The organism is Tenacibaculum sp. E3R01, assembly GCF_003318185.1.
GTDB lineage: Bacteria > Bacteroidota > Bacteroidia > Flavobacteriales > Flavobacteriaceae > Polaribacter > Polaribacter halocynthiae.
The window spans coordinates 57,433-74,741 of the sequence record NZ_QOCC01000028.1; the positions used below are offsets into that span (position 1 = coordinate 57,433).

Genomic DNA, 17,309 nt, shown 5'->3' on the forward strand with positions numbered 1-17,309 from the left:
GTTACACTGCAGCCGCACCACTTTGCATATAAAAAGCTATTGCAAAAGATATTACACTTACTATAATTCCAATCATAAATACAGTATATGTTGTTCTTAATATACTGTATTTTCTATTTAACACTAATCCTAAGAAATATAAATCTTTAGTAAGTGAGCCGTATAAATAATCTCGATCTTTTAACATTTCATCCATTGCCCATTCAAATTCCGGCAAACTCATTTTATGAAAATTACCAAAAAATATTAAGTTTACTTTTTTGTTAGCAACATCTTCTTTTGAAAACTTCCCTTCAGTAACATTAGGCCGTGTAGCAAGAATAGATAGAATAATAGAAATTACTGTGAAAATTATAAAAATAATAGAAGGAACTAATAAGTAGCTATTTGATGGATTATCTAATTTAGGAATTAAAGTAGACAATGTCATGGAAATAATAATAGCATTTACCGATAATAAAATATTTGCTTTCGTATCTGCAATATCACTTAAAGTAATATGATTTCTAAGCGCTACTCTAAACATTGTTTCAATACCTCTTTCGGGTAAATCAATTTTATTTTTTTTAATAGCTAATTCTTCTTTTTTCTGCTTAATCTTAGCTAATTCTTGTTTGGTTTTCTTTAACCCTTTTAATAACTGTGCTAAGTTTTTACCTTTTTGCTTTTCCCAAGTTTTAATAGCTTTAACTGAATAATATTTATGATCTTGAGTTAAAAAATTAATATTATTAGTAAGCCAATCAATATCTGAAAACTCTAATCCTTTTGTTAATTCTAACTCTTTACGAAGTAATTCAGAGAACTCCTCATAATTCTTACTCCCTAAGTGAGAACAATCAGCATCTCTTACAATTTTTTCTAGTAAACTGTTAGGTACTACACCCATTTTTGTTGCTAAAATAATACGGGTAACCTCATCTATTATTTCTTCACCACCTTCTTTTTTTAAAAATTCAGAAGCTATTTTTACACTTTCCTCCTCATGATTATTTAAATCTACAGTGTACCCTGTATCATGAAACCAAGCAGCTGTAAGAAGTATTTCTGTATCTCTTTCATCAAGTAACTCTAGCTCCGCTAATTCTTTTGACTTCTCTACTACTCGTTGCGTATGAGCTATATTATGATATACAAATTTCTTTTTTAAACCAGCGTTTAAAAAATTTATCACATAACTTTCTACTTTTTCTAATAAATTACTCATGAATTGGTTACTTTTAGAATGTAAAAATAACCAAACTTTAGCACAATTAATAATTGTAAGGAATTAGCCCCTGTACCGACTATTAATTACTTAAAAACATAGAATATGCTTACTTGGAAAAACATTATCAGTTTTACTGCAAACGGAAATCCAATTCCAACGAAAAGAGTAGAAAAAACAAATGAAGAATGGAAGAAATTATTATCTTCAGAAGAATATACTATAACACGTTTAAAAGGAACCGAACGACCTTTTAGCGGAGAGCTTTGCTCATCTTTTACAGAAGGTAAATATAATTGTACTTGCTGTAATACTCCTTTATTTGATTCAAATATAAAATTTGATTCAAGTTCAGGATGGCCAAGTTTTACGCAGCCTGTAGAAGAAAACGCTGTTAAATATCATAAAGATACTACGCATGGAATGATACGAGTAGAAATTTTATGTAATACTTGTGATGCCCACTTGGGACATATTTTTCCTGATGGGCCAGAACCTAGCGGATTACGTTATTGTGTAAACTCATTAAGTATTAAATTAGAAAGTAATGAATAAACAGTTAGCAACATTAGGAGGTGGATGTTTTTGGTGTACTGAAGCTATTTTTCAAAAAATAAAAGGTGTAGAAAAAGTAGTTTCTGGATATGCCGGAGGTACTGTTCCAGGAAAGCCAACCTATAGAGAAATTTGTTCAGGATTGACTGGACATGCAGAAGTGATTCAATTTATGTTTGATCCAACAATAATTTCGTATGCAGAAATTATCACTATTTTTATGACCACTCATGATCCAACTTCTTTAAATAGACAAGGAGCTGATGTAGGAACTCAATATCGATCTGTTATTTTTTATCATAACTCAGAGCAAAAACAAATAGCCACTGAAGTAATACAACAGATACAACCTTATTTTGAAGAACCTATAGTCACTGAAATTAGTAAAATTCCTATTTTTTATGATGCTGGAGAGGATCATCAAGATTATTACAATCAAAATAGAGAACAAGGATATTGCAATTTTGTAATTACCCCAAAGTTAAGTAAACTTAGAAAACTATATGCTGACAAATTAAAATAAGCAATGATTATTAAATTATACGGAGCTCAAAGGTGTCATAAAACCATATATTACCAAGAATTTTTCCTTGCTAAGAATATTGGTTTTATTTTTTTAGATGTTGAAAAAAATAGTGAGTATGCTCAAGAGCTCCGTAAATTATATGAAAATAAAAAATTGAATTTCCCTACTATTACAATTGGTAAAAAAAAACTCAGAAACCCTTCAGATAAAGAGTTAAATAAATGGATTGATAAATTTTCCATTAAATAAACAGCGAACTAGAAAAGAATACGTGATTTTAACTGGAAAAGAAATAAAAAATTATAGCATAGAAAAAATCATTTCAATCATAGTAGTTTAAGAAACTTTTAATTAAAAAACTATATGAAGTTAGAAGATAAAAGAATAAAAAAACACCTAAAACAGATACCTCTTGATCAATATACTGTTTATCATAGCCCTATAAAATCATGGTTTATTTTTATTTTTTTAATACTAATCATCATTAGTCCTTTTTCAATTTATTTTATAGGCTCATTATTCTCAACTTCTTTTAATATAATTATCATTTCTTTAATTATTTCATATTTCATTATATCATACGTTATCTCTGCCTATTACAACAATAGTTTTATTGTTTCTAACAATTATCTACTAGTTATAAACCCAAACTTTCCTTTTAAAACAATTAAAAAATATAATTTAAGCAGTATTAATGAAGTTATAATAGACAACGATAAAAGAACAGTAAATTCAATATTTTTATGGATCTTTTTCATAATTAATCGTAACCAAATTAAAATTAAACTGGGAAAAAAAATTGAAACTTTTTATTGTGTTAATTTAGATGTCGATTGCTGTGGTGAAAATTGGACTGAAAAGAATTTAGATGATTTTTATAACGATTTAAAATCAAAAAATATCAATGTCCACATGAAAATATAAAACTATGAAAAAACTATTTCTTGACGATATTAGAACTATTGAAATGATTTATGACAAATCAATGGAAAGTGAATTTGACATTGTTAGAACTTATGAAGACTTTGTAGCTTATATTACTACTAACGGACTCCCAAATTTTATTAGTTTTGACAATGACCTAGGTCTTGACGCTAATGGAAAAATTGCACCCGATGGATTGGCTGCAGCTAAATGGCTTGTTTACAAATCTGGTTTAAACCTAAAAAACTTACAATTTAAAGTTCATTCAGCAAACCCAGTAGCTGCAGAACAAATTAGAGGGCTTTTAACAAATTATATCAACCATTTAAATAAACACACCACTTAAAACTATTTTAAAATAGTAAAAATTTCAAGCACTTCTTTTTTATGTCGTTGACTTAACGGAACTGTCATCTTATTTTTAAGAATAATATTATAATCTGCAGTATCAATTCTTTCTATTTGGTTTCTATTTACCAAATACCTTCTGTGAGTTTGAATAAATATATCTGTAAATTCTTCAGCAAAACTTTTCAAGGTTTTTTGTACTAAAAATTGCGCATCTTTTGTATAAACATGGCAATATTTATCATCTACTTCTATATAACACACATCATTTTTAGATATTTTAAATAACGAATCTTTCTTTTTTATAAATAACTCTTCATTTACTTTTAAGACTGCCTCTTCTTTAGTTGACAGTTGCCCTACTCCATTTACAAATTTTTCAAAAGCCAGCTCAATAGTAAATTTAATACCAAACGAATCTATAGGTTTTAACAAATAGCTATGTGGGTTAGCACTTTTTGCTGCTGTAAAACTGATTTTATCTTTAGCACTAGTTAAAAACAAAATAGGTATTGCTCTGTTTTCATTAATATAAGTTGCAAACCTAGTTCCTTCTCGCTCTCCTTCTATAAAAATATCTAAAATTGCTAAATCAGGTTTGTGTAAATGGTAAAAGGCAACAGCTTCATTATAGTTTGTAGCTACACCTACAACATCATAATGTTTAGACACTATATTTTCTACTATTTGTGCTTCTTCTTTACTATCCTCTAAAATTAAAATCTTAATTCTTTCCATACCTATTAGGCAATTATTTTATGAAGTATTGATATGTTTACTATCGTTCCTCCTTGGGGGTTATTTTCTATGCTTATCATTCCATCATTTAGTTCAATCATCGATTTTACTAGATGTAAACCTAAACCAGAACTTTTTCTTCCTTCTGTATCTTTTTGTGCTTTTTGAGCATCTAGCTCAAACAATGTTTTCAATACCGTTTCTGGTATACCAACTCCTGAATCTTGAATTCGTAATTTAAAAAACTCACTTTCTACTACTCCATATATTTTTATATTTCCACCAACTGGCGTGAACTTTATGGCATTATCTAAACAATTACGTAGTACAATTTTAAACAACTCCATGTCTCCAAAAATTAATACAGAATTTAAATCCTTACTAGTAAATTCTATCTTTTTTTCTTGTAATAATGATTGATATTGATGTTCTATTTGCTTTACAACCGGCAATAATGGAAACCAATCTTTTTGTACAAACAATAAATTTGATTGACTTAAAGACCAGTTCAACAAATTATCTAACAAAAAACTTAGTGAATCTATTACCGAAACTACATTTTTATTTATAGTTATCGTTTCTTTATTTTCTTTAGGTTCATAAACTTGAAATTTCTGTTTTAATAAAGCTACAGGACTTCGTAAATCATGAGCAACAATACTAAATATTTGATTTTTTAATGCATTTACTTCTTTTAACTCTTCATTTAAAACACCAATTTGCTGATGCTTTTGTCTTAGTTTTTTATAGAAAAAATAAATTACTACTAACAGTAATAATATAGCAACAGTAATGATTATAAAAATATTACGTTGCGCTGTTTTTTTATCTACCTCTATTTGCTTTTTCTCAATATTAAACGCCTCTTTTTGTTGCGCTATTTGCCAAACTGTATTCTCTTTTTGAATGGAATCTTGAAAAACATTGTATTCCTTTAAATATCCAACTGCTTCTTTATGCTCTTTTAAAGCTTCAGATACAATATATAGGTTATGGGTAATAAAACTTTTTAGTTGAAAATTTCTTAAAGGTTTTACCACTACATAAGCAGAATCAAAATACTTTTTTGCTTTTTTATCTTGATATTGTTCAAAATACAAATTCCCTAAATTAGAATACACCCTAGCTAATGATAAAGAATCATTATGTTTTTTATATGCTTTTAGTAAATCTAGGTATAAAACTTCGGCTTTTTTAAATTCTCTTTTTGATGAGTTTAAAAAAGCTAAGCTTTCATTTAATTCACTTTCTAGTTTATAAGGCAGACTTTTATACTTTAATATTTCACTGTAATAAAATACAGCCGAATCATAATTTCTTCCTTCATAAAACTCTCCAAGACTTTTCATTACAATTAAGCGATATTTTTCATCATTCTTTAATATCTTCTTTCTAAAAAAAAACTCAGCTTTATCGTATATTTTTAAACGTAAAAATAAATGTCCTTGTAAAATACTTTTCAATTTATTATTAGTATTTTCATCTTTCAACAAATAATAACTTACCTTTTCATAATCATTATCTATGAAAGAAATATGGGCATTATGCCAAGCATTCTTTTCTAAATCTGGTAACTTATCCAAGTTAACAGTATCTAAATTTCCACAGATAGTACAGTTTTCAGAAAAAAACTCTTTCACATATGAAGTTTGAGAAAAAGATAAATAACTAAAAAAAAACAGAAAATAAAGCAAAAACTTCACTTTATAGTGCATAATTAATTCTTGATAGTTGAATTTGGAGGAATAACCAATGTACCTCTTCTAGGTTCTTTAATAAATGGTTCTCCATTAAAATTAATAGTAACTCTTACTTTATCAACCGTATCCATTTGCTCATCATCTATAGTAAAGATAAAAACTAACAAGCATTGTTTTTCTGCCTTTGGATTAGTTTTCTTTTTAGGTTTAATCAACAAACTCAATTCTTTATTTGAAATAATTCCATCAATATCAAACTCTTCAACACCACCCTCTATAACTTCTTCATCAAAAAAAGCAGTAACATATAAATAATTTAAGCTACCTGTTTCTGTTATTCTTACAAAAGGACCTAAAGATGTGTGTCCATCAATACTAATAGGAGTTTGGTTTCCATCAATTTTTCTGATTTTTAATTCTTTAATTATAGAATATAATTCTAAGCTCGTATTGTTTTCCATGATTTATTAGTTTGATTATAGTGCAAGATACTCTATTGTGAAATAACCATCAATACATCAAACACTCAATTTCAAACGCTTAACTCCTTTTTTGTAGCACTCACGAAGTTTCTTAATTCATTCACAGAAGTTAGCTTCTTAAAAAGTCTTTTCAAGAGTAATTTTAGGATCAGAAAACAACAAAATAGCGCTAAAAAATAATTTTCTAAAACCAAACAAAGTAGAGTTCAGAAACTACAAAAACGAGGCGAATCCTGAAAAGCCTTACGAGTAAGGATTATTAAAACTATTTATTATGAGCGAATTATCAAACGGAGGACCAATTATTATTGATGAAACTAGAACTTTTAAGTTTAGTATCGTTGGAATACGCATAGAAGGAACGGCAAACATTAAAGTTTATGACAATAATGGTGGTTGTGCTGGATTTCACACTGATGTTTTTGTTAAAACAAATCGTGGTAGTGGAGGTAAAAGAGTTGTTTTAAAAGGAAATGAAACAAATACTTACCCAATAATGGGACCACTTTCTCTTGAAGTAACTATTTCTAAATGGCAATGTACTAGTACTAAACTTAATTTCCACATTAAAGGAATTGTAAAAGGCCCTTTCGGAATTAGAGAAACTATTATAAATACTGACCTTTCTGGTGATCGATTTAATCATGATTTATTAAATAAAGAACTAGAGTTATTACTTCATGAATCTGAAGTAGCATCTAAAGCATAATTTTTTAAAATCTAAAAACCTCAGATTAGTTAAGCTAATCTGAGGTTTTTTATTTTTTATTAATACTCAGTTTATTTATTATAAGTGTAATAACTTTGTTAGTTGAAAAAAGAGAAGTAAAACCACACTCTAATGAAGCTACACCTAAATAATACTTTTAATAAAGAACTACCTGCAGATAAAGTCTTAGAAAACACTCGCAGGCAAGTACTAGATGCTTGTTTTTCGTATGTAACGCCTAAAAAAACAGCTAATCCTTCATTAATTCATGTTTCTGAAGAAATGTTAGTTGAATTAGGTCTCACAAAAGATGATGCAAAAACGAACAAATTTCTAAGTATTTTTACAGGAAATGAGGTATTAGAAAATACGCATCCGTATGCCATGTGCTATGGTGGTCATCAATTTGGGAATTGGGCTGGGCAATTAGGTGATGGTAGAGCTATTAATTTATTTGAAGTAACTCATAATAAAAAACAATGGGCAGTACAATTAAAAGGTGCTGGTGAAACACCTTACTCACGAACTGCTGATGGTTTAGCCGTTTTACGTTCTTCTATACGAGAATATTTATGTAGTGAAGCAATGCATCATTTAGGAGTTCCAACAACTAGAGCTTTGTCTTTAAGCTTATCTGGTGATGAAGTTTTACGAGATGTATTATACAACGGAAACCGAGCTTATGAAAAAGGAGCTATTGTTAGTCGAACTGCTCCTAGTTTTATTCGTTTCGGAAGTTTTGAAATTCTTTCTTCTAGAAAAAACAACGTAGCTTTACAACAATTAACAGATTATACAATCAACCATTTCTACCCAGAAATAACTTCAACAGGAAAACAAAAATATCTTGACTTTTTAACCAAGGTTAGAGATAATACGATTGAAATGATAGTACATTGGCAACGCGTTGGTTTTGTACATGGTGTTATGAATACGGATAACATGTCTATTTTAGGATTAACAATTGATTATGGTCCTTATGGATGGTTAGAAGGTTTTGATTTTGGATGGACGCCAAATACAACAGACGCTCAACATAAACGTTATCGATTCGGTAATCAATCCTATATTGGATTATGGAATCTTTTTAAACTAGCGAATGCTTTATATCCACTTATTGAAGAAGCTGAACCTTTACAACAAATTTTAGATGGTTACAATTCTCTTTTTAAAGAGCAATATGAAACTATGATGAAAAGTAAGTTAGGTTTAATTCAAAATAACGATACGGATTCTGAGCTTATTGGTAGACTAGAAGAAACGTTACATTTGATAGAAACGGATATGACTATATTTTTCAGAAACCTTTCAAAAATCACTAAAGAAGACACCATTTCTATAGCTATTGAAAAAATAGCAGAAGCTTTTTATAACCCACTAGAATTAAAAGACGAAATAAAACAGCATTGGGAAACTTGGCTTACTCAATATATTGATAGATTACAACAAGAAACTCAAACTAATGAACAGCGTAAACAACAAATGGATACTGTAAACCCTAAATACGTATTACGTAATTACATGGCACAACTGGCAATTGATGATGCTAACAAAGGTGATTACAATTTAATTGAAGAATTTTATCAGTTATTAAAGCAACCGTATAGCGAACAACCTCAACATCATAAATGGTTTGCCAAGCGCCCTGAATGGGCACGTAATAAAGTAGGTTGCTCAATGCTTTCATGTAGTTCCTAAAAATTTGTACTTTTAAGGAAATGTTTTCTATTAATGACACACGAGTTTAAAGAAATTATTCAACAAGCTTTTCTTAATCAGCAAAAAGGAATCCAAAATGTATTGGCAACTGTTGTTGCTTTAGATGGTTCTTCCTATAGAAAGCCTGGTGTACAAATGTTGCTATCTTCTGACGGAAAAATAACAGGAGCCGTAAGCGGTGGTTGTGTAGAAAAAGAAGTGCAACGAAGAGCTCAAACAGTTTTTAAAACAAGAACTCCAAAAGTTATAGCTTATGACGGTAGATATCGGTTAGGTTGTGAGGGCGTTTTATATATTTTATTAGAACCCATTAGTATTACACCTGAATTTTTAAAAGAATTTTCTAGTAGTATAGAAAAAAGAATCCCTTTTAGTATAAACGCTCACTATAAAAAAGAAGATGAAATTGAAGGAAACTTCGGCACAGTAATTCAATTTGGCAAAAAATCCTTCACCTTTTCTAATCATTTTAAACCTACGGTAAATAACAAATCTTTAGTATTTACACAAACCATGCAACCGCTATTTCGTTTAATAATTATTGGTGGAGAACACGATGCTGTAAAACTATGTAAACAAGCCACGTTATTAGGCTGGGAGGTTGAAGTCATAACCTCTATAAAAGACCCTAAACAATTATCAGATTTCCCAGGAGCAAAATCGGTAATTGCACAAACTCCAGAATTGGTTGAATTAACACACATAAATCAACATACTGCTATCGTTATTATGAATCATAATTTCACCTACGATTTACGATACATAATAAAACTACAAGAAACCGACCCTAGTTATATTGGAATATTAGGCGCTGCTAAGAGAAGAGAAAAACTATTCAATGAATTATTTGAGCTATCTCCTGACGTTTCTGATAGCTTTTTAGATAAAATTCACACGCCTGCCGGGTTAAATATTGGCGCAATAACTCCAGAAGAAATTGCATTATCTATTGTTGCTGAAATATTATCAGTTATCAGAAATAAAGAAGTTTTTTCATTAAAAAAAATAACAGGTAAAATTCACACATAATTATAAATTCGGCATTGCGAAAGTAATGAAGCAATCTCTATATGGAATACTTTACTTCATTTACAATAATTATTAAGAACAATGAATAAAACCGCTATCCTTATTCTTGCCGCTGGAAGTTCTTCTCGAATGGGAAGCTCTAAACAACTACTCCCTTTTAAACATACCAACTTATTAGGTTGGACGATAGAGCAAGTTTTAAATTTAAAAACAGGAACTGTTTATTGTGTTTTAGGAGCAAACTTTCAACTTATAAAAAAAGAAATTGAGCACTACCCTATCCAAATATTACATAATTATATCTATGAAAATGGATTAAGTTCAAGCATAGTAACTGGGATTAAATACATAGTCGACAAACAATACGATTCAGTAACGATACTTTTGGCTGACCAACCAAAAGTCACTTCATCATATATTCATGAAATGTTTCTTCTATCTAAAGAGAACCCTACAAAAATAATCGGCTCTAATTATTGTAAAAAAGTAGGTGTCCCAGCTATATTTCCAGCTACTTATTTTTCAGAATTGTTACAATTAAAAGGCGACAAAGGTGCTAAAGAGCTTCTTAATAATGAAGAAGAAAATCTTGTAAAAATGACGCCTTTTAATTTGATAGATATTGATACTCCTGAAGACTATAATAAACTAACGAATTAATAGTATTTTTGTAATTCAATAAAACCACTTATGAACATTAGATTTTTCCTATATTTCATTGCCTTTATTTTTATAACTGGCTGTGCAACGTATAAAGCACAATATGCCAATAATAAAGCACCTAAAACAATTAAAGTTAATAAAGAGCTTTCTCACTCTTTTTATTTAATTGGAGATGCTGGTAATGCTGACTTAGGTAAGAACTTACTTTCTTTAGAGTATTTTCAAAAAGATTTACAAACCTCAACAAAAAATAGTACAGCTCTTTTTTTAGGTGATAATATATATCCTATAGGAATGCCTAAAAAGAAAACTACTGAAAGAGCGTTAGCTGAACATAGATTACAAATTCAAATAGATGCTGTAAAAAACTTTAAAGGAAAAACTATTTTCACTCCTGGTAATCATGATTGGTATAATGGTTTAAAAGGTTTAAAACGCCAAGAAAAAATGGTAGAAAAGGCCTTGGGTAAAAATTCTTTTTTACCAGAAAAAGGATGTGGATTAAAAAAAGTAAACATCAATGATAACTTAACTCTTATTATTATTGACAGTAAATGGTTTATTACTGACTGGAATAATCACCCAACTATTAATGAGAATTGTGATATTAAAACACGTGAACATTTTATGGATGAACTATCTGGAATGTTTAAAAAAAATCGTTATAAAAATGTAGTAGTAGCTATGCATCACCCATTATATAGTAATGGACCTCATGGTGGTAGTTTTTCTTTTAAAGACCATATGAAGCCTATACCTGTTTTAGGTACTCTAAAAAATATGTTGCGTTCACATGCTGGTATTGAAACTGACAATTTTAACAAAAGTTACACAGATTTTATAGAACAAATAAAAACTATTGCTGATGACTTTAAAAATAACATTGTTTTTGTTGGTGGTCATGAACACAACCTTCAGTATATAGAAAATGATGGTTTCAAACAAGTAGTAAGTGGTTCAGGTTCTAAACAATCACCTGCTTTAGCTGGTTATAATGCTCCTTTCACCTATGGTAATCACGGATATGCTAAATTAAATTTTCATAAAGATGGTTCTGCTGTAATTGAATATTACGCTGCTAACACTACCGATAATAATAAGCTGCTATTTAGTAAAGAAATTATCGCTCCAAAAACAGTAAAGAAAGCTCCTGTTTTTAGTGAATATAATGCTCATAAAAAAGTTATTGAAACTTCTATTTATCCTTCAGAAGCTACAAAAGTAAGTGGATTTCATAAATTTATGTGGGGAGACTTACACCGTGAAAAATATGGTAAAAAAATACAAGTACCTGTTTTAGAATTAGAGTCTGTTTTTGGTGGATTAAAGCCTATTAGACAAGGAGGAGGAAACCAAACAAATTCACTTCGTCTTGAAAATTCTGAAGGAAAACAATATGTACTACGTTCTATGTATAAAGATGGTAGTCGTATTATGGGAGGAATCTTAAAAGGGACTTTTTTAATTGACGTTGTACAAGATATTTTTACTATGTCACACCCATATGCTGCATTTGTTATTCCTGATATGGCAGAAGCTGTGAATATTTACCATACAAATCCTAAGCTATACTATATGCCTAAACAACCAGCTTTAGGTAAATACAACACTATTTTTGGAGGTGGTTTATATTTATTAGAAGAACGTCCTGCTGGTAATAGAGAAGATGTAGATAGTTTTGGTAATTCAACGAACATTATAAATACTTTTGATGTATTAGAAAAGATTCGTAAAAATGGAAAGCATACAGTAGATCAAGAATGGGCTATACGTTCTCGCTTGTTTGATATGGTAATTGGAGATTGGGATCGTCATGAAGATCAATGGCGTTGGGCTTCATTTAAAACCGATAATGGCAACACCTATTACCGACCTATACCTAGAGATAGAGATCAACCTTTTTCTAAATTCGACGGAGTTATGATTCCTTTATTTCAACAGTTTGCTCCTTTAGTTAAAAACATGCAAACTTTTGAAAATGATATTAAAAATATGAAATGGTATAACAATTATCCTCGTTTTTTTGATGCTGAATTTTTAAATGAATTAACTTTAAAAGATTGGTTAACACAAGCGGATTATATTCAAAAACAATTAACAGATGATATTATTGAAGCTTCAATAAAAAAGTTACCTACCAAGATTTATGAACTAGACGGAAAAGAAACAATTGCAAAAATAAAATCACGAAGAGATAAATTAAAAAGCATTGCTCGTAGATACTATACAAAACAAGCTAAAACTGTATACATTCTAGGTACTGACAAAAAGGATATATTCTCAATAGAACGTATAAACAACACTGAAACTAGGGTTACTGTTACTCGTAAGAAAAATACAATCTATAAACGCACTTTTACGACCAAAGAAACGAATGAAATTCAAATCTATGGATTAAATGGTGATGATACTTTCACCATAACTGGAAAAGTTAAAAACGGTATTTTAGTTCGCTTAATAGGAGGACAAGATCATGATGTGTATACTGATGAGTCTTCAGTAGCTGGTTGGAGTAAGAAAACAAAAATCTACGATTCTAAATCAAAGAAAAATACCGTAAACGGAAACAAGGAAACTGCCGATTTACGCTCAGACAATTACTATAGAAACACCTATAATCACCGAGATATAGATAACAACACTACTCTTGTTTTTCCTAGCTTAGGTAGTAATCCAGATGATGGTTTCTTTATTGGCGCCTCTGTAACCCATACACGACAAGGGTTTAAAAAACGTCCATTTGCAAATCAACATTCTTTATCAGCAAACTATTTTTCAGCTATTAATGGTTTTGACATTGAATATAATGGTGAGTTTACTGAATTTATAGGAGATTGGAGTTTAGCAATACGCGCAAAAGCAACTAGTGATAATTATTCTATTAACTTTTTTGGATGGGGTAATAACAGTATAAACAATCAAAATTTAGATTTAGATTATTATCGTATTAAGAAAAGTGAATTAAGCTTTTCGCCAGCACTCTTAAAACGTTTTAGAGGTGGGTTTGCTGTTCAATTAGCTTCTTCTATAGAAGGTGTTCGTGTACAAAACACACCGAATAGAAACATTAGAAATCACAATCAAAGTGCTATTAATATTTTTGATACTAATTATTTTATAGGAAGTGAACTTGGTTTTACTCATAACAGAATTGATAATGTAAGCTTCCCAACTAAAGGAATGAATTTTGAATTAGCAGTTGGAGCAAAATCAAAAATTAATGACTTTGAAAGGCGTTTTGGATATATTAAATCTTCTTTAGCTATTTATCAAAACTTGGTGCAAAATCGTTCATTAGTTTTTGCTTCTGAAGTTGGCACGCATATCAATATTGGTAATCGATTTGAAATATATCAAGCTGCTACTTTAGGTGGTGATAAAAGCTTACGTGGTTTTAACCGTCAGCGTTTTACAGGAACTCAAAGCTTTTATCATAGTAATGATTTACGATTGCGCTTTGGAGAAATTAAAACTTCTTTTTTACCATTAAAAATGGGAATTTCTGCTGGTTTTGACTACGGACGTGTTTGGAGTCCAAGAGAAGTTTCAAATTCAACCTGGCACACAAGTTATGGTGGTTCTGTTTGGTTAAGTGGAATTGATTTATTCACCCTAAATATTTCTTACTTCCAAGGAAACACTGATGAGAATAGAGTTGCTTTTGGTATTGGATTTTCTTTTTAACACAATTTTTTAAAACAAATTATGACACAACAAACCATTTTATTTTTTGGAGCCATTTTTGGAATGCTAGCAGTTATTTTTGGTGCTTTTGGAGCCCATGCCTTAAAGAAAATTTTAACTGATCATCAATTAAAATCTTTTGAAACAGGAGTGAAATACCAAATGTACCATGCTATTGTTTTACTAACTATTGGTTTTAACTTCAAGATACCAAATCCATTATTAGGATGGAGCTTTATAATTGGAGTTTTACTTTTCTCATTTAGTATTTACGGATTGGTTTTATCAGATGCCAAAGGCAAAAAGCTACGTTTTCTTGGTCCAATTACTCCACTTGGTGGACTATTCTTAGTTATTGGCTGGATCCTTTTATTTGTTGAAATTATTAACCTATAATTTATTCCAAGTATATTTTTAACTTCATTAAGATTGGGACACGAAAGAAGTATTTTTTAATAGCTTCGTATACTCGCTATGACAGATTTCAAGTCAACAAATTTTTATTTTTCCACAAGGGAAAACTCATACAACTTCCCTCCAGCTCCATGAGATTGTTCATCAGTAATATAAAGTGTGTTATTATCTTTAAAAGTAATTCCTTCTTTTTGTGAAGTATGCCCTAAATCATGTTCAGTTACTACTCCACTGAAAAAACTATCATTAGTAAAATCTGTAAAAATTAATACTTGATCATGAGTTAGTAAGGCTACTTTTTTTTTATCAGGAGATACACATGCTGCAGTTACCCAACAGTGTATACTACTATTACAATTTTCAAACGTATCAATATATTCTGCAGTATATTTTCCTTTTGTAGTTGGTACTTTATATAAACTTGTTTTACCATACGCACCTTTTACACGACTTTTAGTAAAAACATATAACCCCCCTTTAAAATACAATAATGATTCAGCATCAAAAAAACGTTTTTTCCTTTTGGGTGGAAATTTAGTTTGATTAGGATACTTAAATTTAATTTTTTCTGGTGTTATTATATTTTGAGACGCTAGTTCTTCTGCAGTTATTTTATAAATAACTAAATTTTTACGTTTGTTACCGTTATTCCCAAAATCAGCAATGTATAAATTACCTTCTTCATCTGAAGTAATGTCTTCCCAATCTTTATTTTTTATAGTCAGTGCTATTGTTTGTTGTATTTCACCAAAAACATTTACACCATAAATATCAGCTTCATTTCCACCGTCATTATGCATCCATAAAATATCTGAGCCTTTTATTTTTTCAACTCCAGACACCTCTTCTAGTTCATCCGGCACTGAGCCAACTATTTTTAATTGCCCATAATTTGTACAACTTGAAACTAAAAATATACTTAAAAAAAAATAGAATACCTTTTTCATTTTAAAGAATTACTTATAATAGTAAAGGTACTTAAAAAACAATTTCTAAGCCACACTATAAAGTTAGTTTATGTATAATATTAACTATCCAGTTATTCCTTAAATAACGCTATTGTATAATTTAACAATAAAGTATCTCCTTCATTACCATGCCCAGGTATCACCCATTTAGCATCTTTATATTTACCTTTTACTGCATTAACGGTATTTGACCACTCTTTAACATTAGCATCTGCTAAGTTCCCTTTTTTAGCCTTTAGTGTTTTTACTAAACAACCTCCAAACAATACCTTATCTTTAGAATAATACCCAATTATATTATCTTTCGTATGACCTTCTCCTAAAAACTCACAAATAATCTTATTATTACCTACTTTTAATTCAAAATTATTATGAAAGCCATGTTGTGGTATAATAGTACCCTGCTCTTTAGCTAGTTTTATCGTTTTTAGGCTAGCATATGATGGTACCTCTTTATGATGAAACGCTTCTAAACTTCCTAAACAATCAACATGAAAATGAGTGGGTATTACAGCTTTTATGGTAGCTTTTTTTTGGTTTTCTATCCAAGTAATTAATTCTTTCGCTACTTTATTTTTAGATGATGTATCAAAAATCACTGCTTCATTATTATCTATAACTACCATGCCGTTGCATGCTACTTTACCCCAACTTTCTGTATCTAAAAATGTAGTATGCACATACACATTATCGGTTAGTTGTTTTAATTTTAATGTTTCTGAAGAATAAACTTCGTTAGATGCATGAATCTCTTTTTTACAACTAACAGTAATTAAAAATAGTAATATAACACCTGTAATATAAAAGTAGTTTTTCATAATAATTTATTTCTTGCAAAGATACAATTATGAAAATACTTCTCTCAATTTACTTAGTATAAGCAACTCATTATTTCGAGAATTTTTCTAATTTAAATTTAATTATTTTAGGCATTTTCCAGCTATATTTTTCAAGTAAGTCTTTATAAATAATTTTCCAAAACTCATCACTTTTTACTTCTTCTGACTGCAATTTACTTTTCAAGTATTTTTCTATTTCATATACTTGATGAAATGAATTATATGCATTTTCAGATTCAGAAAAAGCTAAAATAGCTCCCTCAATATCTTTATCTATCAATAATGAAAATCCTTCTAACTCTTTTTGTAGTGCCAATTTAAAGTTTTGAGGGTTTAGTTTTGTTATAATAGGAGATATAACACCTGTACCTTCTATTTTACTTTTTTTCAAAATTGCTTTTTCAAGTTCAAATTTCCCTTCTATAGTCGTTGTATCAGTTTTAGAAATAATTAAATCTTGTTTAGCTATTTCATTTTTGTATTGCTTATCTAAAATATCATAATAGTCTTTCCATCCTTCTTTTAACTGACCAGACACTGTTACGTTTGAAAAAAACTCTGCTAATAATCTTCTCTCAGCTAATCCGTCTACCTTTGTTATTAATTCAACATATGTATTGTATACTTTTATTTCTTCAACCCCTTGTTTTCGTTCATCCAAAACCCATGAAAAGAAAAAAGTTAATAATCCTATTACTACTGTATTTATAAACCATTTTATAAAATCTATTTTACTTTTTTCAGGAGCTTCTTTATTTTCCATTATTCAGTATTGATTAGTTTGAAAGCATTAAACTAGGGAAT

Annotated in this window: 18 protein-coding genes; 11 read left to right on the top strand and 7 right to left on the bottom strand. The window is 29.5% G+C overall.

What is annotated here, in order from left to right:
* Position 1: 1 nt before the first annotated feature.
* Positions 2-1,207: a Pycsar system effector family protein gene (locus DS884_RS16440; protein WP_093870184.1), complete on the bottom strand. Its 1,206-nt coding sequence runs from the start codon at positions 1,205-1,207 to the stop codon at positions 2-4.
* Between the two features lie 105 nt (positions 1,208-1,312).
* On the opposite strand from DS884_RS16440, the gene msrB reads away from it, so the two are divergent.
* From msrB to DS884_RS16465, 5 genes are all read left to right on the top strand, one after another.
* Positions 1,313-1,762 (top strand): peptide-methionine (R)-S-oxide reductase MsrB, encoded by a 450-nt coding sequence (gene msrB / locus DS884_RS16445; RefSeq protein ID WP_113787531.1) that lies wholly within the window; start codon positions 1,313-1,315, stop codon positions 1,760-1,762.
* Positions 1,755-2,285, top strand: coding sequence for a peptide-methionine (S)-S-oxide reductase MsrA (msrA, locus tag DS884_RS16450; protein WP_113787532.1), 531 nt, complete (start codon positions 1,755-1,757; stop codon positions 2,283-2,285). Before msrB ends, msrA begins: the two co-directional genes overlap by 8 nt.
* Before the next feature lie 3 nt (positions 2,286-2,288).
* Complete coding sequence (locus tag DS884_RS16455) at positions 2,289-2,537, top strand: glutaredoxin family protein (protein ID WP_113787533.1); 249 nt, start codon at positions 2,289-2,291, stop codon at positions 2,535-2,537.
* A 114-nt stretch (positions 2,538-2,651) separates the two neighbouring features.
* On the top strand, positions 2,652-3,212 hold the full coding sequence (locus tag DS884_RS16460) for a hypothetical protein (RefSeq protein WP_113787534.1): 561 nt from the start codon (positions 2,652-2,654) through the stop codon (positions 3,210-3,212).
* Between the two features lie 4 nt (positions 3,213-3,216).
* On the top strand, positions 3,217-3,558 hold the full coding sequence (locus DS884_RS16465) for a cyclic-phosphate processing receiver domain-containing protein (RefSeq protein WP_113787535.1): 342 nt from the start codon (positions 3,217-3,219) through the stop codon (positions 3,556-3,558).
* 2 nt (positions 3,559-3,560) lie between these two features.
* Here DS884_RS16465 and DS884_RS16470 read toward each other — a convergent pair whose 3' ends face one another.
* The 3 genes from DS884_RS16470 to DS884_RS16480 all read right to left on the bottom strand — a co-directional run bounded on the left by DS884_RS16470 (position 3,561) and on the right by DS884_RS16480 (position 6,459).
* Entirely contained in the window at positions 3,561-4,298 is a 738-nt protein-coding gene (locus tag DS884_RS16470; protein WP_113787536.1) for a LytR/AlgR family response regulator transcription factor, read from the bottom strand.
* Positions 4,299-4,303: 5 nt separating this feature from the next.
* Entirely contained in the window at positions 4,304-5,938 is a 1,635-nt protein-coding gene (locus DS884_RS16475) for an ATP-binding protein (RefSeq protein ID WP_158530864.1), read from the bottom strand.
* A gap of 77 nt (positions 5,939-6,015) precedes the next feature.
* Positions 6,016-6,459 carry a hypothetical protein gene (locus tag DS884_RS16480; protein ID WP_113787538.1) on the bottom strand — a complete coding sequence of 148 codons (444 nt, stop codon included), beginning with the start codon at positions 6,457-6,459 and terminating at the stop codon, positions 6,016-6,018.
* A 295-nt stretch (positions 6,460-6,754) separates the two neighbouring features.
* On the opposite strand from DS884_RS16480, the gene DS884_RS16485 reads away from it, so the two are divergent.
* The 6 genes from DS884_RS16485 (at position 6,755) to DS884_RS16510 (ending at position 14,680) form a co-directional block, all read left to right on the top strand.
* On the top strand, positions 6,755-7,189 hold the full coding sequence (locus DS884_RS16485) for a hypothetical protein (RefSeq protein WP_113787539.1): 435 nt from the start codon (positions 6,755-6,757) through the stop codon (positions 7,187-7,189).
* Between the two features lie 132 nt (positions 7,190-7,321).
* Positions 7,322-8,887: a protein adenylyltransferase SelO gene (locus DS884_RS16490; protein ID WP_113787540.1), complete on the top strand. Its 1,566-nt coding sequence runs from the start codon at positions 7,322-7,324 to the stop codon at positions 8,885-8,887.
* A gap of 33 nt (positions 8,888-8,920) precedes the next feature.
* Positions 8,921-9,937 (top strand): XdhC family protein, encoded by a 1,017-nt coding sequence (locus DS884_RS16495; RefSeq protein ID WP_113787541.1) that lies wholly within the window; start codon positions 8,921-8,923, stop codon positions 9,935-9,937.
* 81 nt (positions 9,938-10,018) lie between these two features.
* Complete coding sequence (locus DS884_RS16500) at positions 10,019-10,597, top strand: NTP transferase domain-containing protein (protein WP_113787542.1); 579 nt, start codon at positions 10,019-10,021, stop codon at positions 10,595-10,597.
* A 30-nt stretch (positions 10,598-10,627) separates the two neighbouring features.
* Positions 10,628-14,284 carry a ShlB/FhaC/HecB family hemolysin secretion/activation protein gene (locus DS884_RS16505; protein ID WP_113787543.1) on the top strand — a complete coding sequence of 1,219 codons (3,657 nt, stop codon included), beginning with the start codon at positions 10,628-10,630 and terminating at the stop codon, positions 14,282-14,284.
* A gap of 21 nt (positions 14,285-14,305) precedes the next feature.
* Positions 14,306-14,680: a DUF423 domain-containing protein gene (locus DS884_RS16510; RefSeq protein ID WP_093870171.1), complete on the top strand. Its 375-nt coding sequence runs from the start codon at positions 14,306-14,308 to the stop codon at positions 14,678-14,680.
* A 104-nt stretch (positions 14,681-14,784) separates the two neighbouring features.
* On the opposite strand, the gene DS884_RS16515 is transcribed toward DS884_RS16510, so the two are convergent.
* The 3 genes from DS884_RS16515 to DS884_RS16525 all read right to left on the bottom strand — a co-directional run bounded on the left by DS884_RS16515 (position 14,785) and on the right by DS884_RS16525 (position 17,268).
* Positions 14,785-15,645 carry a hypothetical protein gene (locus tag DS884_RS16515; RefSeq protein ID WP_233487177.1) on the bottom strand — a complete coding sequence of 287 codons (861 nt, stop codon included), beginning with the start codon at positions 15,643-15,645 and terminating at the stop codon, positions 14,785-14,787.
* A gap of 92 nt (positions 15,646-15,737) precedes the next feature.
* Positions 15,738-16,484 (bottom strand): subclass B1 metallo-beta-lactamase, encoded by a 747-nt coding sequence (bla, locus tag DS884_RS16520; protein WP_113787544.1) that lies wholly within the window; start codon positions 16,482-16,484, stop codon positions 15,738-15,740.
* A 70-nt stretch (positions 16,485-16,554) separates the two neighbouring features.
* Entirely contained in the window at positions 16,555-17,268 is a 714-nt protein-coding gene (locus tag DS884_RS16525) for a hypothetical protein (protein ID WP_113787545.1), read from the bottom strand.
* Positions 17,269-17,309: the final 41 nt, after the last annotated feature.